The organism is Scandinavium lactucae (genome assembly GCF_033843265.1).
In the GTDB taxonomy this organism is placed as follows: domain Bacteria; phylum Pseudomonadota; class Gammaproteobacteria; order Enterobacterales; family Enterobacteriaceae; genus Scandinavium; species Scandinavium lactucae.
On the sequence record NZ_JAWXRD010000010.1, the window covers coordinates 1 to 21,586 of the forward strand.

General features: G+C 55.0%; 20 protein-coding genes, 1 rRNA gene and 1 riboswitch. Of the genes, 13 read left to right on the forward strand and 8 right to left on the reverse strand.

The window, feature by feature from the left end:
* Positions 1-529, reverse strand: a 16S ribosomal RNA gene (locus tag SIK69_RS07665); the annotation flags it as partial.
* Positions 530-1,104: 575 nt separating this feature from the next.
* On the opposite strand from SIK69_RS07665, the gene purH reads away from it, so the two are divergent.
* Entirely contained in the window at positions 1,105-2,694 is a 1,590-nt protein-coding gene (purH, locus tag SIK69_RS07670) for a bifunctional phosphoribosylaminoimidazolecarboxamide formyltransferase/IMP cyclohydrolase (RefSeq protein WP_319629277.1), read from the forward strand.
* Between the two features lie 15 nt (positions 2,695-2,709).
* Positions 2,710-4,002 carry a phosphoribosylamine--glycine ligase gene (purD, locus tag SIK69_RS07675; RefSeq protein WP_319785796.1) on the forward strand — a complete coding sequence of 431 codons (1,293 nt, stop codon included), beginning with the start codon at positions 2,710-2,712 and terminating at the stop codon, positions 4,000-4,002.
* 43 nt (positions 4,003-4,045) lie between these two features.
* Here purD and SIK69_RS07680 read toward each other — a convergent pair whose 3' ends face one another.
* The 6 genes from SIK69_RS07680 to nudC all read right to left on the reverse strand — a co-directional run bounded on the left by SIK69_RS07680 (position 4,046) and on the right by nudC (position 8,401).
* A complete protein-coding gene (locus SIK69_RS07680) occupies positions 4,046-4,738 on the reverse strand; it encodes a DUF1481 domain-containing protein (RefSeq protein ID WP_319629275.1) in 693 nt (230 codons plus the stop codon).
* Positions 4,739-4,750: 12 nt separating this feature from the next.
* Positions 4,751-5,023 (reverse strand): nucleoid-associated protein HU-alpha, encoded by a 273-nt coding sequence (gene hupA / locus SIK69_RS07685; RefSeq protein WP_006816568.1) that lies wholly within the window; start codon positions 5,021-5,023, stop codon positions 4,751-4,753.
* A 186-nt stretch (positions 5,024-5,209) separates the two neighbouring features.
* The gene (locus tag SIK69_RS07690) at positions 5,210-5,800 is read right to left on the reverse strand and encodes a YjaG family protein (RefSeq protein WP_319629274.1); all 591 of its coding nucleotides are present in this window, start codon (positions 5,798-5,800) and stop codon (positions 5,210-5,212) included.
* Positions 5,801-5,842: 42 nt separating this feature from the next.
* Positions 5,843-6,514 carry a deoxyribonuclease V gene (gene nfi, locus SIK69_RS07695; RefSeq protein ID WP_319785797.1) on the reverse strand — a complete coding sequence of 224 codons (672 nt, stop codon included), beginning with the start codon at positions 6,512-6,514 and terminating at the stop codon, positions 5,843-5,845.
* A 9-nt stretch (positions 6,515-6,523) separates the two neighbouring features.
* A complete protein-coding gene (gene hemE / locus SIK69_RS07700) occupies positions 6,524-7,588 on the reverse strand; it encodes a uroporphyrinogen decarboxylase (protein WP_319785798.1) in 1,065 nt (354 codons plus the stop codon).
* A gap of 39 nt (positions 7,589-7,627) precedes the next feature.
* Entirely contained in the window at positions 7,628-8,401 is a 774-nt protein-coding gene (gene nudC / locus SIK69_RS07705) for an NAD(+) diphosphatase (RefSeq protein WP_319785799.1), read from the reverse strand.
* 96 nt (positions 8,402-8,497) lie between these two features.
* Between nudC and rsd the strand changes: the two genes are divergently transcribed.
* The 11 genes from rsd (at position 8,498) to SIK69_RS07760 (ending at position 17,214) form a co-directional block, all read left to right on the forward strand.
* On the forward strand, positions 8,498-9,001 hold the full coding sequence (gene rsd, locus SIK69_RS07710; protein ID WP_319785800.1) for a sigma D regulator: 504 nt from the start codon (positions 8,498-8,500) through the stop codon (positions 8,999-9,001).
* A gap of 53 nt (positions 9,002-9,054) precedes the next feature.
* Positions 9,055-9,155: riboswitch (TPP riboswitch) on the forward strand.
* A gap of 80 nt (positions 9,156-9,235) precedes the next feature.
* Positions 9,236-11,131, forward strand: coding sequence for a phosphomethylpyrimidine synthase ThiC (gene thiC / locus SIK69_RS07715; protein WP_319785801.1), 1,896 nt, complete (start codon positions 9,236-9,238; stop codon positions 11,129-11,131).
* Positions 11,131-11,772: a thiamine phosphate synthase gene (gene thiE, locus SIK69_RS07720; protein ID WP_319785802.1), complete on the forward strand. Its 642-nt coding sequence runs from the start codon at positions 11,131-11,133 to the stop codon at positions 11,770-11,772. The genes thiC and thiE overlap by 1 nt, the downstream gene beginning before the upstream one ends.
* Positions 11,759-12,514: a HesA/MoeB/ThiF family protein gene (locus SIK69_RS07725; RefSeq protein ID WP_319785803.1), complete on the forward strand. Its 756-nt coding sequence runs from the start codon at positions 11,759-11,761 to the stop codon at positions 12,512-12,514. Before thiE ends, SIK69_RS07725 begins: the two co-directional genes overlap by 14 nt.
* Positions 12,498-12,698 carry a sulfur carrier protein ThiS gene (thiS, locus tag SIK69_RS07730; RefSeq protein WP_319629266.1) on the forward strand — a complete coding sequence of 67 codons (201 nt, stop codon included), beginning with the start codon at positions 12,498-12,500 and terminating at the stop codon, positions 12,696-12,698. Before SIK69_RS07725 ends, thiS begins: the two co-directional genes overlap by 17 nt.
* 1 nt (position 12,699) lies before the next feature.
* Entirely contained in the window at positions 12,700-13,467 is a 768-nt protein-coding gene (thiG, locus tag SIK69_RS07735) for a thiazole synthase (RefSeq protein ID WP_319629265.1), read from the forward strand.
* Positions 13,467-14,594, forward strand: a complete 1,128-nt coding sequence (gene thiH / locus SIK69_RS07740) for a 2-iminoacetate synthase ThiH (RefSeq protein ID WP_319629264.1) — start codon at positions 13,467-13,469, stop codon at positions 14,592-14,594. Before thiG ends, thiH begins: the two co-directional genes overlap by 1 nt.
* Positions 14,595-14,612: 18 nt before the next feature.
* Positions 14,613-14,759: a hypothetical protein gene (locus SIK69_RS07745; protein WP_319629263.1), complete on the forward strand. Its 147-nt coding sequence runs from the start codon at positions 14,613-14,615 to the stop codon at positions 14,757-14,759.
* Positions 14,760-14,865: 106 nt separating this feature from the next.
* On the forward strand, positions 14,866-16,407 hold the full coding sequence (locus SIK69_RS07750; protein ID WP_319629262.1) for a sensor domain-containing diguanylate cyclase: 1,542 nt from the start codon (positions 14,866-14,868) through the stop codon (positions 16,405-16,407).
* Positions 16,408-16,587: 180 nt separating this feature from the next.
* Positions 16,588-16,893: a PTS sugar transporter subunit IIB gene (locus SIK69_RS07755; protein WP_110512494.1), complete on the forward strand. Its 306-nt coding sequence runs from the start codon at positions 16,588-16,590 to the stop codon at positions 16,891-16,893.
* A 3-nt stretch (positions 16,894-16,896) separates the two neighbouring features.
* A complete protein-coding gene (locus SIK69_RS07760) occupies positions 16,897-17,214 on the forward strand; it encodes a PTS lactose/cellobiose transporter subunit IIA (RefSeq protein WP_319785804.1) in 318 nt (105 codons plus the stop codon).
* Positions 17,215-17,345: 131 nt separating this feature from the next.
* Here the strand turns inward: SIK69_RS07760 and rpoC are convergent, their stop codons facing one another.
* Positions 17,346-21,569, reverse strand: coding sequence for a DNA-directed RNA polymerase subunit beta' (gene rpoC, locus SIK69_RS07765; protein ID WP_319785805.1), 4,224 nt, complete (start codon positions 21,567-21,569; stop codon positions 17,346-17,348).
* Between the last annotated feature and the right edge of the window lie 17 nt (positions 21,570-21,586).

Here is a 21,586-nt window from a genome sequence, read left to right on the forward strand (position 1 = left end):
CGCGGCTGCTGGCACGGAGTTAGCCGGTGCTTCTTCTGCGAGTAACGTCAATCACCAAGGTTATTAACCTTAATGCCTTCCTCCTCGCTGAAAGTACTTTACAACCCGAAGGCCTTCTTCATACACGCGGCATGGCTGCATCAGGCTTGCGCCCATTGTGCAATATTCCCCACTGCTGCCTCCCGTAGGAGTCTGGACCGTGTCTCAGTTCCAGTGTGGCTGGTCATCCTCTCAGACCAGCTAGGGATCGTCGCCTAGGTGAGCCATTACCCCACCTACTAGCTAATCCCATCTGGGCACATCTGATGGCATGAGGCCCGAAGGTCCCCCACTTTGGTCCGAAGACGTTATGCGGTATTAGCTACCGTTTCCAGTAGTTATCCCCCTCCATCAGGCAGTTTCCCAGACATTACTCACCCGTCCGCCGCTCGTCACCCAGAGAGCAAGCTCTCCTGTGCTACCGCTCGACTTGCATGTGTTAGGCCTGCCGCCAGCGTTCAATCTGAGCCATGATCAAACTCTTCAATTTAAGTTTGATGCTCATGAATTAAACTTCGTAATGAATTACGTATGTTCACTCATAAGACTTGGTATTCTATTTAGCGTCTTGCGACGTTAAGAATCCATGTCACTTTGAGTGCCCACACAGATTGTCTGATAAATTGTTAAAGAGCAGTGAGTTACGCGCTTTCGCTTGCTAACTCGAGGTGGCGTATATTACGCTTTCCTCTTTCAGAGTCAAGCGTTTAATTTCGCTTTTCTCTGTCAGAATTTCCGGAGAAACCCTGCTGACCCGGCGGCTTGTTTGCCGTTGTTCCGTGTCGATGGAGGCGCATTATAGGGAGTTCTGAAGGTACCGCAATACTTAAATGACAGAAAAATGACTGACTGCTGCATTCCACAGCAAAACCCCGCCTTATACCCATTTACACACAGACTTATCCACAAACGTGAGAAAAGCCAAAAATTCGCGAGCGTTGCGCAAACGTTTTCGTTACAATGCCCGCGCTAAAACAAGGATGCCCCGTAAGGGGCGTTAGCTGAGTTTTTCCGGTAAAAATTCAGCTAACGCTCTCTGTAATCGTCAAATCCAGGGGATTTACCATGCAACAACGTCGTCCAGTCCGCCGCGCTTTACTCAGCGTTTCTGATAAAGCCGGTATCGTCGAATTCGCGCAGGCACTTTCCGCACGTGGTGTGGAGCTGCTTTCTACCGGCGGAACCGCTCGCCTGTTAGCTGATAAAGGCTTGCCGGTCACCGAAGTTTCCGATTACACCGGTTTCCCGGAAATGATGGATGGACGCGTTAAGACGCTGCACCCGAAAGTACACGGTGGGATCCTCGGCCGTCGCGGTCAGGATGATGGCATCATGGAACAACACGGGATAGCACCTATCGATATGGTGGTCGTGAACCTGTATCCGTTCGCCCAGACCGTCGCTCGCGAAGGCTGCTCACTAGAAGATGCCGTTGAGAATATCGATATCGGTGGCCCAACAATGGTTCGCTCCGCCGCGAAGAACCATAAAGATGTGGCAATCGTCGTAAAGAGCAACGACTACGCTTCTATTATTAATGAGATGGATGCTCACGAAGGCTCCCTCACTCTCGAGACCCGTTTCGATCTGGCGATCAAAGCCTTCGAACACACCGCCGCCTATGACAGCATGATCGCCAACTACTTCGGTAGCCTGGTGCCAGCCTATCACGGCGAAAGCAAAGAACCTGCCGGTCGCTTCCCACGTACACTGAATCTGAACTTCATTAAGAAGCAGGACATGCGCTATGGCGAAAACAGCCATCAGCAAGCTGCCTTCTATATAGAAGAAGAAATAAAGGAAGCGTCGGTTGCCACTGCCCAACAGATTCAGGGTAAAGCGCTCTCCTATAACAACATCGCCGATACCGATGCTGCGCTGGAATGCGTGAAGGAATTCAGCGAACCGGCCTGTGTTATCGTCAAGCATGCCAACCCGTGCGGGGTTGCGGTAAGCCACTCGATTCTCGATGCCTATGACCGCGCCTACAAAACTGACCCGACGTCTGCTTTCGGCGGGATCATTGCCTTTAACCGTGAACTGGATGCCGAAACCGCTCAGGCCATTATCTCCCGTCAGTTCGTGGAAGTGATTATTGCGCCATCTGCCTCTGAAGAAGCACTGAAGATTACGGCAGCCAAACAGAATGTCCGCGTACTGACCTGTGGCCAGTGGGATACCCGCGTATCCGGTCTGGATTTCAAACGTGTTAACGGCGGCCTGCTGGTTCAGGATCGTGATTTAGGCATGGTCACTGCCGGTGAACTGCGTGTGGTGAGCCAACGCCAGCCGAGCGAGCAGGAATTGCGTGATGCGCTGTTCTGCTGGAAAGTGGCGAAGTTCGTCAAGTCTAACGCCATTGTGTATGCCAAAGAGAACATGACCATCGGGATAGGCGCTGGCCAGATGAGCCGCGTGTACTCCGCCAAAATCGCCGGGATTAAAGCCGCCGACGAAGGACTGGAAGTAAAAGGGTCGGCGATGGCGTCTGACGCCTTCTTCCCGTTCCGCGACGGGATCGACGCCGCAGCCGCCGTGGGCGTGACCTGTGTTATCCAGCCCGGCGGTTCAATCCGTGATGAAGAAGTCATTGCCGCCGCTGACGAACACGGTATCGCGATGATCTTTACTGACATGCGCCACTTCCGCCATTAATTCCCGGAGCAGACGATGAAAGTATTAGTAATTGGTAACGGCGGACGCGAACACGCGCTGGCCTGGAAAGCAGCACAGTCGCCACTGGTTGAAACCGTATTCGTGGCACCGGGCAATGCGGGCACCGCACTTGAACCGACGCTGCAAAACGTGGCGATAAGCGCCACCGATATTCCCGCGCTGCTGAATTTCGCACAAAGCGAAAATATCGGCCTGACGATAGTTGGCCCAGAAGCACCGCTGGTCATTGGTGTCGTCGACGCGTTTCGCGCCGCGGGCCTGACTATCTTTGGCCCAACGCAGGGTGCCGCGCAGCTGGAAGGCTCAAAAGCTTTCACCAAGGATTTCCTGGCGCGCCATAACATCCCTACCGCGGAATACCAGAACTTTACCGAAATTGAGCCCGCGCTGGCCTATCTGCGCGAGAAAGGCGCACCGATCGTTATCAAAGCAGACGGTCTTGCCGCCGGGAAAGGCGTTATCGTCGCGATGACCCAGGAAGAAGCAGAAGCCGCGGTGCACGACATGCTGGCGGGCAACGCCTTTGGCGATGCGGGCCACCGGATTGTGATTGAGGAGTTTCTCGACGGCGAAGAAGCCAGCTTTATCGTGATGGTCGACGGCGAAAACGTCCTGCCGATGGCCACCAGCCAGGATCACAAACGCGTTGGCGACAGTGATACCGGCCCGAACACCGGCGGAATGGGCGCTTACTCCCCGGCCCCCGTCGTCACTGACGATGTGCATCAGCGCACCATGGACCGTATCATTTGGCCAACCGTGCGCGGCATGGCGGCGGAAGGCAACACCTACACGGGCTTCCTGTATGCCGGGCTGATGATCGATAAAGCCGGTAATCCGAAGGTTATCGAATTCAACTGCCGCTTCGGCGACCCGGAAACGCAGCCGATCATGCTGCGCCTGCAGTCCGACCTGGTCGAACTGTGCCTGGCCGCCTGCGCCGGTAAACTGGATGAGAAAACTTCGCGCTGGGATCCGCGCGCGTCACTGGGCGTGGTGATGGCAGCCGGGGGTTATCCGGGCAATTACAACAACGGCGATGAAATTCACGGTCTGCCGCTGGAAGAAGTAGAAGGCGGGAAAGTCTTCCAGGCCGGAACCACACTGTCGGAAGACGATCGCGTGCTGACTCACGGCGGCCGCGTACTGTGCGTAACGGCGCTCGGTGAAACCGTGGCAGAAGCGCAAAAGCGTGCCTACGAATTAATGACGGATATTCACTGGGAAGGCTGCTTCAGCCGTAAGGACATTGGTTATCGCGCGATTGCGCGTGAGCAAGGGAAGTAAACCTTTCACTTCGCCCTTTCTGTTCCAGAGAGGGCGATTCCTGCTAGAAACTCTTTTCCTGTGGCTGCCAGGTGCAGAAGTCTTCATTCGCCACCAGCAACAGCTGCGAACCTTCCGGTGCTTCCAGCCACGCCACGCTCACGTCCACAGAGGAGTGGCTTTGACGTCGTTCGATGTGGTTAATCGCCAGGGTTTCTAAATCCGGTTTCACCGTCTGCCCTTCACAAGTCGTCACGGTACGATTCGCATGCCAACGCCCCTGATGCAACACCACGCGCCCCTGACGCAATGCATCGCTGGTTTGGCGGATATGCTGAGCCTGATAGCGATACAGCGCTATCTGGTCGTTAGAGAGTTGCTGCTTCTGTCCATCTACTTCGCGCTGCATAAAGCTGAGTTCGCCGTGGTTATCAAAACGCACGCGAATATGCTCCTGCGGCTTACTGTAGATATTGAGTTCAATCAGAGAGAGCGTATCGCCCTGCCAGCGGTATTCGCTGGTTGAGGTACTTCCGCTGCGCCACGGGCTGGATACCGCGAGCAGATGAGTTTCGTTATCGGAATCTTTACGCCAGATGCGCACCGCGCCCTGGTTGTCTGCATATCCGCTGGCGGTAAACGGCGGCAGTGAAGAGTGATGGCTACAGGCAGACAGCAACAATGCACCCACCAGCGATAGCGAGCGGTGCCAGATGGACAAAAGGGGCGAAACCGCCCCTTCGTTAAAACTGTTCACCGGTATGCGGTCTTACTTAACAGCGTCTTTCAGAGCTTTACCAGAAACAAATGCCGGCACGTTGGCTGCGGCGATTTTGATTTCTTTACCGGTCTGCGGGTTGCGGCCAGTACGCTCAGCACGGTGGTTAACTTTGAAGGTACCGAAACCAACCAGTTGTACAGCATCACCTTCTTTCAGAGACTCAGTAATTGCAGCCAGGGTGGATTCCAGGGCAGATTTAGCCTGTGCTTTTGACAGGTCAGCCTTGTCCGCAATTACATCAATCAGTTGAGTCTTATTCATATGTTATCCTTACAATGTGTTTATCGCTTGCTAAGCATCGAGTGCGACGGAAATGCCTGAAAAGCACTCTCCTGCATACACGCACCGATAGCCACTTTTTTTCGCCTTCCAAATGTAGACCAGACGGGGGGCAGATGTGAAGCCTTCAGGCACGACAATTCGGACTGAATGTCACGTTTTGTGGCTTCATTGCTGAAAATTTATACCAATATTGCTCTCACCAGCCTCACGGAGGTCTGCCCGCAGCCCTTTTATCAGTTCAATATCGCGTTCTTCACATTCGGCAAGAAGTCGGAAAATTTCCCATTGGATGTCCCATTCCTGCTCTACCGCTGGGTTTTCTTTCAGCTCTTCATCCGTCATTTCACGACCGGCCTGGGTCATTTCCAGCATCGCCACGGTGGTAATGGAAGACTTACTGACTTCGATTGCATGTTCGAGCGTTTCACCGCTCAGACGTGAATGCACTAATTCGCTCAGCGCCACGCAGGCATCGATCGCCGGATAAACACCGTACATATCGAAATCATCGGCCACCGGGATCGCTTCTTCCAGCTTTTCGAGCTGACTATCGAAGTTCACCTTAGCGTCCTTCACGGTCAGAGTTTCCCAGATAAGATCGAGAATACGACGATAAATCTGCCCATCGGCAAACTCTGTCTGCTGACAGAAAACGGCGTAGTTCGGGTACATACGCTCGCACAGGCAAGCCATGAAGGTCACGTGCTGCCAGCTTTCCAGCTTTTCCAGGCGCAGATGAATCGGGTTTTGTAACATGATGAGTTCTCGAATGCGTTAATTGGCCGCAGTTTACCTGAATCAGGACTGAATTGCTTGCCAGCGCTGGAATGCCGATCGTCCGGAAGCCACTGCATCGGCCCAGCGCGTCGGTTCCGGCAGGCGATAACCTTTTGTACAGCGCTGAACCCAGGCCAAAGCCGTGTCCTGACTGACGCGATGACCGGTGGCGATAAACAGCGGATTACAGCGCACTTTGCTGCGCCAAACCCAGCCCAACTGCTCGCTTTTATCCATCAGCGGGGCCAGCGCGCCCGGTTCAGGCGACAGCGGCTCAAACTTACCGCACAGGCGCTTTTTCGCGACACCAATGGTGGGCACGTCTACCAGCAGGCCAAAGTGGCTGGCAACGCCCAGTCGACGTGGATGGGAAATACCGTGACCATCGACGAAAAGCAAATCGGGTTTACGGGAAAGTTGCTCCCACGCTGCCAGCAGCGCGGGATATTCACGAAAAGAGAGGAATCCGGGGATGTAAGGCATAGTCGTGGGAATACGCGCTATCTGGTATTCCACCAGTTCCAGACTCGGGTAGCTCAGCAGGACGATCGCCGCCCGGGTGATTTCACCGCCCTGCTCGAATCCGACGTCTGCCCCGGCGATCAACTGCGGAGGATCTGCATCGAAGCGATCCTCGCGGGTAACTGACGATGCTAACGCCCGCTGCTGTTCCCGAAGAGTGCTCAGATCCATACCGTATCCTTACTGGTGATAGTGTGCCGACAAACGGTGCACGGCTTCAACAAATGCACCCGCATGTTCAGGTGGAACATCCTGATGAATGCCGTGCCCCAGGTTAAAGACGTGCCCTTCACCCTGACCAAAGCTGGCCAGGATAGACGCCACTTCTTCTTCGATACGTGCCGGCTGCGCGTACAGCATCGATGGGTCCATGTTGCCCTGCAACGCCACTTTATCGCCCACGCGACGACGCGCATCGCCGATGTCGGTGGTCCAGTCGAGACCCAGTGCATCGCACCCGGTTGCAGCCATCGCTTCCAGCCACTGACCGCCGCCTTTGGTGAATAATGTCACCGGCACGCGACGACCTTCGTTTTCACGCAGCAGGCCATCGACAATTTTATGCATGTAGTACAACGAGAACTGCTCATAATCACGCCCGGTCAGCACCCCGCCCCAGGTGTCGAAAATCATCACCGACTGCGCGCCCGCCCGGATTTGCGCGTTCAGATACAGGGTGACGCTCTTCGCCAGTTTATCCAGCAGCAGATGCAGCGCCTGCGGATCGGCATACATCATCTTTTTGATAAGGGTAAACGCTTTGCTGCTGCCGCCTTCTACCATATAGGTAGCCAGCGTCCACGGGCTGCCGGAGAAACCAATCAGCGGCACTTCGCCTTTCAGTTCACGGCGAATAGTCCGCACCGCGTTCATTACGTAGCCCAGTTCCTGTTCTGGGTCCGGAACAGGCAGTTTTTCGATATCAGCTTTGGTTTTCAGCACAGAAGTAAAACGCGGGCCTTCACCGGCTTCAAAATAGAGCCCCAGCCCCATCGCATCAGGGATAGTCAGAATGTCCGAGAAGAGGATCGCCGCATCCAGCGGATAACGGCGCAGCGGCTGGAGTGTCACTTCACAGGCCAGTTCGGCGTTTTTGCACAACGACATAAAATCACCGGCTTCGGCGCGTGTGGCCTTGTATTCCGGCAAATAGCGGCCCGCTTGTCTCATCATCCAGACAGGGGTGATATCAACAGGCTGGCGCAGCAGCGCACGCAGATAACGATCGTTCTTCAGTTCGGTCATGTTGGCAGTTCCTTTATGCGTCATACGGGCAGTGTACCATCACTCATACTCTGCCCGACACATCGCCACCGTATCTTCAATTAAACGGCGCGCGACGGTTCCCGGCGGTGGCAGCAGCGGCAGGTTGTCGTAACGATACCAGTTGGCTTCCAACAACTCTTTCGGGTCGATGACTATCTCGCCGCTGTCGTAATCCGCCATAAACGCGGTCATCAGCGACTGCGGGAATGGCCACGGCTGGGAGGTTACATAGCGCAGGTTTTTGACGCGGATACTGCTCTCTTCCATCACTTCGCGTGCCACAGCCTGTTCAAGGGTTTCCCCGACTTCGACAAAACCGGCCAGCACGGTATGCACCCCATTACGATGGCGCGTGTGTTGAGCCAGCAAAATGGAATCGTCACGGCGGATGGCGACAATAATGCATGGCGCAATTTGCGGGTAATAGCGCTCACGGCAGTGGCTGCACAGCATTGCCCATTCGGTTTTGCTCGGATGCATGGTGTGACCGCAATAGCCGCAGAATTTATGCGATCGGTAAAATTCCGTCAGCTGCACCCCGCGCCCCGCCAGCTGGAACAGGCCAACGTCCTGGTCCAGCACCTGGCGCACCGAGCCCATTTCCTTACGCTTACCCTGTTGGATAAGCCAAACGGGTAAGCCCTCCCATTCGCCAATCTGCATCGCATGCTGGCCCACCAGGCCGAATGCGTGTGCCTCGCCATGTGGCAATTCACCGTTGGGCAACCAGAGTTTCTGTTCGTGGCTGACTATCCACCAGCCACAATCTAATTTTTCAATTATACGATCCATATCTATTGCACTACCTTCGCTTCACTGGCACTTTGTTAACAGTGCTTTTACATTTTTGGGTGAGCTGTTTTCGCTCTTTCACATGCGGAGTCCATCATGCTAAACCAGTTAGAAAGCCTGACAGAGCGCGTTGGCGGCAGCCATCATCTTATCGATCAGTGGCTACAGGTGCGCAAGCAGTTGCTCGTCGCCTATTACAATCTGGTGGGCATTAAGCCTGGCAAAGGATCGTATATGCGCCTCAACGAGAAAGCACTCGACGATTTTTGTCAGCGTCTGGTGGATTATCTCTCCGCCGGTCATTTCAGTATTTATGAACGCATTGTCGGCGAATTGGAAGGTGAAAACCCACTTTTGGCGGCAACAAAACTCTATCCTCAGCTCGAAGGCAATACCGAGCAAATCATGAGTCTCTACGATTCCAGCCTTGAAACCGCCATTGATGATGATAATTGCATGGAGTTTCAACAGGCGTTATCCAGCCTGGGCGAAGCACTTGCGGCGCGATTTACGCTGGAAGACAGCCTGATTGCGCTGGCGATGGATAACAAACTGAACGGCAGCGCCAATGATGAAAATCAGATTGCGCGCCCGGCTTGAGTTCTTAACCGTTAACGCGTAATTTACATTCTTCACCTCGCCGCTGGCGGGGTTGTATCTTGTCGGAGTGCCCATTTGGGCTGAGACCGTTAATTCGGGATCCGCGGAACCTGATCAGGTTAGTACCTGCGAAGGGAACAAGAGTCACACATTTTTACGTCGTCTAATGGGCGCGTAATCTCTTCGTTCATCCGTCGTCTGACAAGCCATTTCTTTCACATACTGGAATGCGCTATGTCTACTACTAAACTCTCCCGTCGCGAACAGCGGGCACATGCCCAACACTTTATCGATACCCTCGAAGGCACGGCCTTCCCTCAATCGAAACGGATTTATCTCACCGGTTCCCGCGATGATATCCGCGTCCCGATGCGTGAAATTCAGCTCAGCCCGACGCTCATTGGCGGCAGCAAAGACACGCCTCAGTTCGAACCCAACGAAGCCGTGCCGGTGTATGACACCTCCGGTGCCTACGGCGATCCAGACATTGCCATCAACGTTCAGCAGGGTCTGGCCAAACTGCGCCAGCCGTGGATTGAGGCACGTCATGACAGCGAACCGCTGGACGCACGCAGTTCGGCTTACACCCGGGAACGGCTGGCCGATGACGGCCTCGACGAACTTCGCTTTACCGGCCTGCTGACACCCAAACGCGCCATCGCCGGTAAATGCGTGACGCAGCTGCATTACGCCCGCCAGGGGATCGTGACCCCGGAAATGGAGTTTATTGCCATTCGCGAAAACATGGGGCGCGAGCGCATTCGTGGCGATGTGCTTCGCCACCAGCACCCAGGCGAAGGGTTTGGCGCGCGCCTGCCCGACAATATCACCCCGGCGTTCGTGCGCGATGAAGTCGCCGCCGGACGCGCGATTATTCCGGCCAATATCAACCACCCGGAATCCGAGCCGATGATCATCGGGCGGAATTTCCTCGTGAAAGTGAATGCCAACATCGGTAACTCGGCGGTGACGTCGTCCATCGAAGAAGAAGTGGAAAAACTGGTGTGGTCCACGCGCTGGGGGGCGGATACGGTGATGGATTTGTCTACCGGCCGCTACATCCACGAAACCCGGGAATGGATCCTGCGCAACAGCCCGGTGCCAATTGGCACGGTGCCTATTTATCAGGCGCTGGAGAAGGTGAACGGCATTGCCGAAGACCTGACGTGGGAAGCGTTCCGCGACACCCTGCTGGAGCAGGCGGAACAGGGTGTCGACTACTTCACCATTCACGCGGGCGTGCTGCTGCGCTACGTGCCGATGACAGCTAAGCGCCTGACCGGCATCGTCTCGCGCGGTGGTTCCATCATGGCGAAATGGTGCCTGTCGCATCATCAGGAAAATTTCCTGTATCAGCATTTCCGTGAAATCTGCGAGATTTGCGCCGCCTACGACGTTTCCCTCTCCCTCGGCGATGGACTGCGTCCGGGTTCGATTCAGGATGCTAACGACGAAGCGCAATTTGCAGAACTGCATACCCTCGGCGAACTGACCAAAATTGCCTGGGAATATGATGTGCAGGTAATGATTGAAGGCCCGGGCCACGTGCCGATGCAAATGATCCGCCGCAACATGACGGAACAACTGGATCATTGCCACGAAGCGCCGTTCTACACCCTCGGCCCGTTGACCACGGATATTGCGCCCGGCTACGACCATTTCACCTCCGGCATTGGCGCGGCGATGATTGGCTGGTTTGGCTGCGCGATGCTGTGCTACGTCACGCCAAAAGAGCACCTTGGCCTGCCGAACAAAGAGGACGTCAAGCAGGGGCTGATTACCTACAAAATTGCCGCCCACGCCGCGGACCTGGCGAAAGGCCATCCGGGGGCACAAATCCGCGATAACGCCATGTCGAAGGCACGCTTTGAATTCCGCTGGGAAGACCAGTTCAACCTGGCGCTGGATCCGTTCACCGCCCGCGCCTATCACGATGAAACCCTGCCGCAGGAATCCGGCAAAGTCGCGCACTTCTGTTCGATGTGTGGGCCGAAGTTCTGCTCGATGAAAATCTCCCAGGAAGTACGTGACTACGCGGCAACCCAGACTATCGAAGTGGGGATGGCCGATATGTCAGAAAACTTCCGCGCCAAGGGCGGTGAGATCTATCTGCGCCAGGAGGAAGTCTGATGTATCAGCCTGATTTCCCTGCGGTGCCGCATCGTCTGGGCCTCTATCCGGTCGTCGACAGCGTGGAATGGATAGCCCGTCTCCTGGAGGCGGGCGTGCGGACCATTCAGTTACGCATCAAGGATAAGAGCGATGATGAGGTGGAAGCCGACGTTACTGCCGCCATTGCGCTGGGTCGCCGCTATCGCGCCCGGCTATTTATCAATGACTACTGGCAATTGGCTATTAAGCATCAGGCCTACGGCGTGCATCTGGGTCAGGAGGACCTGGGAACCACGGATTTGGATGCCATTCGCCAGGCCGGGCTGCGGCTCGGCGTTTCGACGCATGATGATATGGAAATTGACGTGGCGCTGGCGGTGAAGCCGTCATATATCGCGCTGGGTCACGTGTTCCCCACGCAGACTAAGCAGATGCCGTCCTCCCCCCAAGGATTGGCGCAGTTGGCCGTGCATATTGCCCGGCTGAAAAATTATCCCACGGTGGCGATTGGCGGCATCAGCCTCGATCGTACCCCAGCTGTACTGGCGACCGGAGTGGGCAGCATTGCGGTAGTGAGCGCCATAACCCAGGCACCAGACTGGCACATGGCCACCGCACAGCTCCTCGAGATGGCGGGGGCGGGCGATGAACGATCGTGATTTCATGCGCTACAGCCGCCAGATCCTGCTCGAGGATATCGCCGTCGACGGCCAAAAAAAACTGCTCTCCAGCCGGGTACTGATCGTTGGCCTCGGCGGGCTGGGTTCGCCAGCAGCGCTGTATCTTGCCGGGGCGGGGATCGGCACGCTGGTGCTGGCCGATGACGATACGGTGCACATCAGCAACTTACAGCGGCAAATCCTGTTTACCGAGGCGGACATCAACCGTCCGAAAGCGGAAGTGACGCAGCGCCGGTTGTCACAACGCAACCCGGATATTCAGCTTATCGCGCTCAATCAGCATCTTTGCGGAGAAACGCTCCACCAGCAGGTGCAGCAGGCGGATGTGGTGCTCGATTGCACCGATACCATGGCGAGCCGCCAGACGATTAACGCCGCCTGTGTCGCACACGGCACACCGCTAATCACCGCCAGCGCCGTCGGCTTCGGCGGGCAACTGATGGTTATCGCCCCGCCGTTAACCCACGGCTGCTACCGCTGCCTGTGGCCCGATGAACAGGAACCCGTGCGTAACTGCCGGACCGCCGGCATTGTCGGCCCGGTAGTGGGCGTGATGGGCACGTTGCAGGCGTTAGAAGCCATCAAATGGCTGACTGGCATGGAGACCGCGCAGGATGTATTGCGCCTGTTCGATGCCCGCTCAGGTAATTGGCGATCGTTGACCCGCACGCGTTCAGCCGATTGCCCTGTTTGCGGAGGTGCATATGAACGTTCTCGTTAACGAGCTACGCGTCGAATGCGAAACCGGGCTGACCGTCGCGGCCCTATTGTCACGGCTTGAACAGGATAAGCCCGGCGTCGCGCTGGCGCTCAATCAGCAGATTTTGCCGCGCACCCAATGGGCAGATCACAGTTTGCAGGAGGGCGATGCGCTCCTGCTTTTTCAGGTCATCGCCGGAGGCTGACATGTTACGTATTGCTGATAAAACCTTTGAATCACATCTGTTCACTGGCACGGGCAAATTTGCCACACCGGAACTGATGATCGATGCCATTCGCGCCTCAGGCAGCCAACTGGTCACCCTGGCTATGAAACGCATTGATTTACGCCAGCGTAATGACGCCATTCTTCAACCCCTTCTGGAGGCGGGTGTTTCGCTGCTGCCTAACACCTCGGGGGCAAAAACAGCAGAAGAGGCGGTGTTTGCCGCCCGTCTGGCACGGGAAGCATTGGGTACACACTGGCTCAAACTGGAAATTCATCCCGACGCACGCTGGCTGCTACCGGATCCTATCGAAACGCTAAAAGCCGCAGAACAATTGGTGAAAGAGGGATTCGTGGTGCTGCCTTACTGTGGTGCCGATCCGGTGTTGTGCAAACGGCTGGAAGAGGCGGGCTGCGCGGTGGTGATGCCGTTAGGCGCGCCGATTGGCTCGAATCAAGGCCTGGAAACCCGGGCGATGCTGGAGATCATTATCGCCCAGGCGACGGTGCCAGTGGTGGTCGATGCGGGCATTGGGGTGCCGAGTCACGCCGCGCAAGCGCTGGAAATGGGGGCTGATGCGGTGCTGGTTAACACCGCCATTGCGGTGGCCGACGAGCCGGTGCGAATGGCCACCGCGTTTCGCCTTGCCGTTGAGGCCGGTTTACTGGCTCGTCAGGCCGGACCGGGCGCGAAAAGCCGACTGGCTCTGGCCACCAGCCCGTTGACCGGTTTTCTGGAGGCGTTGTAATGGCTACCTTCACCGAACGCTGGAAGCAACTTAACTGGGACGACATCCGCCTGCGGATCCACAGTAAAACGGCTGCCGATGTCGAGCGCGCCCTCACCGCCCGCCAGCTCAGTCGCGACGATTTTATGGCATTACTCTCTCCTGCCGCAGAAGCCTATCTCGAGCCATTGGCCCAGCGGGCGCAGCAGCTGACCCGTCAGCGCTTTGGCAATACCGTCAGCTTTTACGTCCCGCTGTATTTGTCGAATCTGTGTGCGAACGATTGTACCTACTGCGGCTTTTCGATGAGCAACCGCATCAAGCGTAAGACGCTGGATGCATACGAAATCAGCCGCGAATGCGAGGCCATTCGCGCCCTGGGCTTTGAGCATTTGCTGCTGGTCACCGGCGAGCATCAGACCAAAGTGGGGATGGATTATTTTCGCCGCCATCTGCCGGACATTCGCCGCCAGTTTGCTTCCTTGCAGATGGAGGTTCAGCCCTTATCGCAGGCCGAGTACGCGGAGCTGAAAACGCTGGGGCTGGACGGGGTGATGGTGTATCAGGAAACCTACCATCCAGCGGTTTACGCCCGCCATCACCTGAAGGGCAATAAGCAGGACTTTTTCTGGCGGCTGGAAACGCCGGACCGGTTAGGCAACGCCGGAATCGATAAAATCGGTCTTGGCGCGCTGATTGGCTTGTCGGACAGCTGGCGTGTGGATTGTTACATGGTGGCCGAGCATCTGCTCTGGCTGCAGCAACACTACTGGCAAAGCCGTTATTCGATTTCGTTTCCCCGACTGCGGCCCTGTACCGGCGGCATTACGCCTGCGTCGTTAATGGATGAACGCCAGCTGGTACAGGCACTGTGCGCGTTCCGGCTGTTGTCGCCAGACAGTGAGCTGTCGCTGTCGACGCGCGAGTCACCGCAGTTTCGCGACCGGGTGATCCCCATAGCAATTAATAACGTCAGCGCCTTTTCGAAAACCCAGCCCGGCGGGTATGCCGATAATCATCCCGAACTGGAGCAATTCACCCCATACGACGGACGTCATCCGCAAGAAGTAGCTCAGGCGTTGATCGCCAGCGGTTTACAGCCCGTATGGAAAGATTGGGACCGCTGGTTGGGGCGTGCCTCGCAATAATCAGGCAACGCTTGCAGCATGTCGAATAAGCCTCTGAAGCTGCCTCGCAGGGTACTTGTTTGGGTGTTGCCGGATAATCTGGCGCACCCTACTCTGCTCGGGTCAGCATGGATTGTTGACCAGGGCGGTCATTCCTTCCTCTCCCGCCCTGCCCCCATCACCTAATGTCGCGTATAATTCATCATATGAATGTATTACCGCCGAGCCCGCCGCAATACACCTCTGACAACGTATACTTTTGCTATTCGACTAATGGAATGTGCCTTGTGATATGAAAATCCATAGCAGACAACTCTCTTTTACTCGCCCCATATTGGTAAGCTTTGCCGGACTGCTGGTTGGCTTTATTCTTATTGCGGTTCTGGTAACGCTCAGCCAACGCAAAGATATTGTTGAGGATTACCACGAAATTAACCGTAACTTCACCCATAATCTGGCGGTGAATTACACCGCATCGATTCTTCAGGAAAATGATCACGTTCTTGACCGCGCGGCCCGTTTCTACTCTCACAATGACGCGTTACACAACGCCGTAAGTATCGATCGCGTGCATGGGCTAGAGCGACTGATGCAACTGCTGGTATTGATGCCAAGAGTTTCATCTATCTCAATTGCAGATGAAGCAGGCCACTATCTGCGTGCCCCACAGGCCATCATCGAGGCCAATAAAGATCATTTTGATGCCAAAACCCGGCCCTGGTTTGCCCACCAGGCTGATTCTGCGATTTTCAGCCGCTACACCGATGCCTATGTGGATTTTTTCACCCACCAGGAAACCATAACCTTATTTCGGCCGGTGGTCGCTCCGGACGGACTGCTGAAAGGGACGCTGGCTTTTCATCTCGATTTATCCTCGATGAGCTATACCCTGCGACAAATGCAGTCTCCCGTGCAGGGAGAGTATTTTGTCGTGAATCGCCTTGGACGGGCTGTGCTTCATCCGCACACCAGTGAGATCTTAAAAACGCTCATTGCGCCTTCGCTGATGAACAAAATGACGAACGGTGAGGGGGCTGTTTACGACAAAAAAAATGACGTATGGATTTACTACTACTCTTTCACCAACCCGGACTGGTTCGTCATTTTTAAAGTCTCAGGCACAACGTTAAGTGATTTGGCCCGCCATGAAACTATCACTGTGGCGTGGGGTTTTGCCCTGGTGGCCATTCTGATTGTGCTGTTCGGCCTTTATCTGCGCCATGCCTCACGCACGGTACTGATGAACATCATTAATGCTATCAATACGGGCGATATTAAACAGGCACCCAAACTTGAGGCGACGCTCAGTAAGGCTATTCTCTCTAACAAAGAACGTGAATTGACGTACGTGCGACAGGCGACAGTTGATGCCCTGACCGGCTGCAAAAACCGCCGGGCGTTTGATTCAGAGGTTGCCGCGCTAATAAACGACAATCAGCCTTTTGCGCTGTCGATGGTCGATATTGATAATTTCAAATCAATCAATGATACCTGGGGACACCTTAGCGGCGATATTGTGCTGCGAAACGTGGCTCGTGAAGGCATTCAGGTCCTGAAACCGCATGGCGTTTCGCTCTATCGCTACGGTGGGGAAGAGTTCGCAGTGGTCTTCACGGAAGATTCACTGCCGGGCGCTATCGATCTACTGGAAGAGTGGCGGGAAAAAGTCGCGCAACGGAGCTGGCGGGAAGAAGGCCTACGCGTCACCTTCAGTGGCGGTTTCAGCGAGTGGAGTATGGAGCCGTTGGATCAGCTCATCAGCACCGTTGATGAAGCGCTTTATAAGGCCAAACAACAGGGGAAGAACCAGATTTTACGCAGCAAGCCTGTATGATTGCCCCAATGAGTAAAGGCCCGCTCCGGCGGGCTTTTTTGTCGACACGCCCCAAACTGTAACCGGTTTCATTTTTTTGCGGCTATCTTTGTGATGGCTTACACACAATCGCCGTAAAGCGGTTGTTGATTACCCCATCACGCGATAAAGATGAAGCATCCAGGACCATGAGGGCGAGTTATGAAGAACATTGTTTTATGCTGTGCAGCAGGCATGTCCACCAGCATGCTGGTTCAACGTATGAAAGACGCGGCTCAGAAGAAAGGCGTCGAAGTCACTATCAAGGCAGTCCCTGTCGCAGAATTCAAAGATAATATTGATGCCGCAGATATCGTGTTGCTGGGGCCACAGGTCAAATACGAGCTGGCTAAGCTTCAGGCACAGGCCGAGCCGCTGGGTAAGAAAGTCGCGGTTATCGATATGATGGATTACGGCATGATGAAAGGTGATGTCGTTCTTGAGAAAGCCCTCAAGCTGATGGAGTGAGACGTGGAAGATTTAGAAACCATTATCATGGAGCTGCTGGTTAACGCCGGCGCTGCACGTAGTTCAGCATTAACGGCACTGCAGCTCGCCCGTAAAGGTGACTTTGACGCGGCGGAGCAGTCGATGGTCGAGTCACGCGAATTTGTGAAGCACGCCCACACCATTCAAACCCAGTTGATTGGCCTCGACGAAGGCGCAGGCAAACTGCCAGTTAACCTGATTACTGTCCACTCTCAGGACCACCTGATGAACGCGATGGTTATTCAGGACCTGGCGGGCGATATGATTGAACTTTACCGTCGTCTGCCACTGATAAATTAAAAGAAACTTTTTCAGTCAGACAAGATGCCCGCGCTGCGGGCATTTTTTGTTTTTGTCGTTGTACCACCGGCAATGACAGGCATAAAAAAACCCGCCGAAGCGGGTTTTTAATTTAGCGTTATCAGCAACGATTAATCGTTGTCGGAACCGCCGAGGCCTGCGTTCAGCAATTCTGCCAGGCTGGCAGATGCATCTTCCGCAGTCACCTGAGGTGCGACAGGTGTTTCACCCGCTGCACGGCGACGGATACGGTCCTGGTGGTACGCATAACCGGTACCAGCCGGGATCAGACGACCCACAATGACGTTCTCTTTCAGACCGCGCAGTTCGTCGCGTTTGCCCGCAACAGCGGCTTCGGTCAGTACGCGAGTTGTCTCCTGGAACGATGCCGCAGAGATAAACGACTCGGTTGCCAGAGAGGCTTTGGTGATACCCAGCAAATCACGCGCGTAGGTCGCGCTGATTTTGCCATCCGCTTCCAGATCGCGGTTAGCGATCTTGACGCGGGAGTATTCAACCTGCTCGCCTTCGAGGAAGTCGGAGCTGCCAGCGTTCGCGATGGTGGCTTTACGCAGCATCTGACGCACGATAACTTCGATGTGCTTATCGTTAATCTTAACGCCTTGCAGACGGTAAACGTCCTGCACTTCGTTAGTGATATAACGCGTCACCGCGTGAACACCACGCAGACGCAGAATGTCGTGTGGCGCTTCCGGACCATCGGACACTACGTCACCGCGTTCTACGCGCTCACCTTCGAACACGTTGAGCTGACGCCATTTCGGAATCATCTCTTCGTACGGATCGCTTCCGTCAATCGGGGTGATCACCAGACGGCGTTTACCTTTGGTTTCTTTACCGAAGGAAATGATACCGCTGATTTCTGCCAGAATTGCCGGCTCTTTCGGACGACGGGCTTCGAACAGATCCGCAACGCGTGGCAGACCACCGGTAATATCCTTGGTACCGCCGGATTCCTGAGGAATACGCGCCAGGGTGTCACCAGAGCTGATTTGCACGCCATCATCCAGCTGAACGATCGCTTTACCTGGCAGGAAGTACTGAGCAGGCATATCGGTGCCAGGGATCAGAACGTCGTTACCTTTGGCATCGATGATTTTCAGTGCCGGACGCAGATCTTTACCACCCGCGGTACGTTCTGCAGAATCCAGAACTACCAGCGAAGACAGACCGGTCAATTCGTCGGTCTGACGAGTAATCGACTGGCCGTCGATCATGTCAGTAAAGCGAATGAAACCAGACACTTCGGTGATAACCGGCATGGTGTGTGGATCCCAGTTTGCTACGGTTTCGCCGCCAGCAACCTGCTCACCATCACCTTTCGCCATAACAGCACCATAAGGCACTTTATAGCTTTCTTTGGTACGGCCGAATTCGTCGATCAGTTTCAGTTCGGTGTTACGAGAGGTCACAACCAGCTTGCCAGAGGAGTTAACAACCGACTTGGCATTAGACAGCTTGATGCTACCCTTGTTTTTCACCTGGATGCTGGATTCAGCAGCCGCACGAGATGCCGCACCACCGATGTGGAACGTACGCATCGTCAGCTGTGTACCCGGCTCACCGATGGACTGTGCCGCGATAACACCGATTGCTTCACCTTTGTTGATGATGTGGCCACGCGCCAGGTCACGACCATAGCAGTGCGCACATACACCAAAGTCGGTGTCACAGGATACAACGGAGCGAACTTTCACGGAGTCAACGGAGTTGGCTTCGAGCAGATCACACCAGTGTTCGTGCAGCAGAGTGTTGCGCGGAACAAGGATGTCCGCCGTACCCGGCTTCAGAATGTCTTCCGCAGTCACACGACCCAGAACGCGATCGCGCAGTGGCTCTTTAACATCACCACCCTCGATAACCGGGGTCATGGTGATACCTTCGAGGGTGCCACAATCGTCTTCGGTAACAACCAGGTCCTGTGCAACGTCAACCAGACGACGCGTCAGATAACCGGAGTTCGCTGTTTTCAGTGCGGTATCCGCCAGACCTTTACGCGCACCGTGCGTGGAGATGAAGTACTGGAGTACGTTCAGACCTTCACGGAAGTTCGCGGTGATTGGCGTTTCGATGATGGAGCCATCTGGCTTCGCCATCAGACCACGCATACCTGCCAGCTGACGAATCTGTGCTGCAGAACCACGCGCACCGGAGTCGGCCATCATGTAGATGCTGTTGAAGGAAACCTGCTGCTCTTCAACGCCGTCACGGTTAATCACGGTTTCAGTCTGCAGGTTGTCCATCATCGCTTTGGAAACGCGATCGTTGGCCGCAGCCCAAATATCGATAACTTTGTTGTAGCGTTCGCCTGCGGTTACCAGACCAGACTGGAACTGCTCCTGGATCTCAGCAACTTCAGCTTCCGCTTCAGAGATGATTTCGTGTTTCTTCTCTGGGATAACCATGTCGTCGATACCTACGGACGCACCGGAGCGCGCTGCATAGGCAAAACCGGTGTACATGGTCTGGTCAGCAAAGATAACGGTCGGCTTCAGGCCCAAAATGCGGTAACAGGTGTTAAGCATTTTGGAGATAGCTTTCTTACCCAGCGCCTGGTTGACGATGGAGAAAGGCAGACCTTTCGGTACGATCATCCACAGGATCGCACGACCAACGGTCGTATCGATGATGCTGGTTTTCGCAACGAATTCGTCCTGAGCGTCTTTTTCGTATTCGGTGATACGCACTTTAACGCGCGCATGCAGAGAGGCCAGGCCAGCGCGATAAATACGCTCAGCTTCTTTCGGGCCTGTCAGCACCATGCCTTCGCCTTTGGCGTTAACACAGTCACGGGTCATGTAGTACAGACCCAGTACAACGTCCTGAGACGGAACGATGATTGGCTCGCCGTTCGCTGGAGACAGGATGTTGTTGGTAGACATCATCAGCGCACGCGCTTCAAGCTGGGCTTCCAGCGTCAGCGGTACGTGAACAGCCATCTGGTCACCATCGAAGTCGGCGTTATATGCCGCACAAACCAGCGGGTGCAGCTGGATAGCTTTACCTTCGATCAGAACCGGTTCAAACGCCTGGATACCCAAACGGTGCAGAGTTGGTGCACGGTTCAGCAGTACCGGGTGTTCGCGGATAACTTCGTCCAGGATATCCCAAACGACAGCTTCTTCGCGCTCAACCATTTTCTTAGCGGCTTTGATGGTGGTGGCCAAGCCACGCAGTTCCAGCTTGCCGTAGATGAACGGTTTGAACAGTTCCAGTGCCATTTTCTTCGGCAGACCGCACTGATGCAGACGCAGGTATGGACCTACGGTGATAACAGAACGACCGGAGTAGTCAACACGCTTACCGAGCAGGTTCTGACGGAAACGACCCTGCTTACCTTTGATCATATCGGCCAAAGATTTCAGAGGACGCTTGTTAGAACCCGTGATCGCACGACCGCGACGACCGTTATCCAGCAGGGCGTCGACCGCTTCCTGCAGCATACGCTTTTCGTTACGTACGATGATATCTGGCGCAGCCAGATCCAGCAGACGTTTCAGACGGTTGTTACGGTTGATCACGCGACGATACAGATCGTTCAGATCTGACGTTGCGAAACGACCACCATCCAGCGGTACCAGTGGACGCAGATCTGGCGGCAGAACCGGCAGAACGGTCAGGATCATCCACTCTGGTTTGTTACCAGACTGAACGAACGCTTCCAGCAGCTTGATACGCTTGGTCAGCTTTTTACGTTTGGTTTCGGAGTTAGTTTCGTTCAGCTCTTCACGCAGCTGCTCGCACTCTTGCTCCAGATCCATGCTTTTCAGCAGGGCCTGGATAGCTTCCGCACCCATCTTCGCGTCGAATTCGTCACCAAACTCTTCGAGCGCATCCAGATACTGCTCTTCAGTCAGGATCTGATTACGTTCCAGGTTGGTCATACCGCCTTCGATAACAACATAAGATTCGAAGTACAGTACGCGTTCGATATCACGCAGCGGCATATCGAGCAGCAGACCGATACGGGACGGCAGCGATTTCAGGAACCAGATGTGGGCAGTCGGAGACGCCAGCTCGATGTGGCCCATGCGCTCACGGCGCACTTTGGTCTGGGTCACTTCAACGCCGCACTTCTCACAGATAACACCACGGTGTTTCAGGCGCTTGTACTTACCGCACAGGCACTCATAGTCTTTTACCGGCCCAAAGATACGGGCGCAGAAGAGACCGTCACGTTCAGGTTTGAACGTACGGTAGTTGATGGTTTCCGGCTTTTTCACTTCGCCGAAAGACCATGAACGGATCATGTCTGGCGAAGCCAGAGCAATTTTGATCGCATCAAACTCTTCGGTTTTAGTTTGCGCTTTCAGAAACTTTAATAAGTCTTTCACGGATTTGCTCCCGTCGG

What these genes read in the sequence shown, in the direction of transcription:
- purH (WP_319629277.1), top strand. Translation starts at nt 1,105, where the DNA reads ATGCAACAACGTCGTCCAGTCCGCCGCGCTTTACTCAGCGTTTCTGAT.
- purD (WP_319785796.1), top strand. Translation starts at nt 2,710, where the DNA reads ATGAAAGTATTAGTAATTGGTAACGGCGGACGCGAACACGCGCTGGCC.
- hupA (WP_006816568.1), bottom strand. Translation starts at nt 5,023, where the DNA reads ATGAATAAGACTCAACTGATTGATGTAATTGCGGACAAGGCTGACCTG.
- SIK69_RS07690 (WP_319629274.1), bottom strand. Translation starts at nt 5,800, where the DNA reads ATGTTACAAAACCCGATTCATCTGCGCCTGGAAAAGCTGGAAAGCTGG.
- nfi (WP_319785797.1), bottom strand. Translation starts at nt 6,514, where the DNA reads ATGGATCTGAGCACTCTTCGGGAACAGCAGCGGGCGTTAGCATCGTCA.
- hemE (WP_319785798.1), bottom strand. Translation starts at nt 7,588, where the DNA reads ATGACCGAACTGAAGAACGATCGTTATCTGCGTGCGCTGCTGCGCCAG.
- nudC (WP_319785799.1), bottom strand. Translation starts at nt 8,401, where the DNA reads ATGGATCGTATAATTGAAAAATTAGATTGTGGCTGGTGGATAGTCAGC.
- rsd (WP_319785800.1), top strand. Translation starts at nt 8,498, where the DNA reads ATGCTAAACCAGTTAGAAAGCCTGACAGAGCGCGTTGGCGGCAGCCAT.
- thiC (WP_319785801.1), top strand. Translation starts at nt 9,236, where the DNA reads ATGTCTACTACTAAACTCTCCCGTCGCGAACAGCGGGCACATGCCCAA.
- thiE (WP_319785802.1), top strand. Translation starts at nt 11,131, where the DNA reads ATGTATCAGCCTGATTTCCCTGCGGTGCCGCATCGTCTGGGCCTCTAT.
- SIK69_RS07725 (WP_319785803.1), top strand. Translation starts at nt 11,759, where the DNA reads ATGAACGATCGTGATTTCATGCGCTACAGCCGCCAGATCCTGCTCGAG.
- thiS (WP_319629266.1), top strand. Translation starts at nt 12,498, where the DNA reads ATGAACGTTCTCGTTAACGAGCTACGCGTCGAATGCGAAACCGGGCTG.
- thiG (WP_319629265.1), top strand. Translation starts at nt 12,700, where the DNA reads ATGTTACGTATTGCTGATAAAACCTTTGAATCACATCTGTTCACTGGC.
- thiH (WP_319629264.1), top strand. Translation starts at nt 13,467, where the DNA reads ATGGCTACCTTCACCGAACGCTGGAAGCAACTTAACTGGGACGACATC.
- SIK69_RS07745 (WP_319629263.1), top strand. Translation starts at nt 14,613, where the DNA reads ATGTCGAATAAGCCTCTGAAGCTGCCTCGCAGGGTACTTGTTTGGGTG.
- SIK69_RS07750 (WP_319629262.1), top strand. Translation starts at nt 14,866, where the DNA reads ATGAAAATCCATAGCAGACAACTCTCTTTTACTCGCCCCATATTGGTA.
- SIK69_RS07755 (WP_110512494.1), top strand. Translation starts at nt 16,588, where the DNA reads ATGAAGAACATTGTTTTATGCTGTGCAGCAGGCATGTCCACCAGCATG.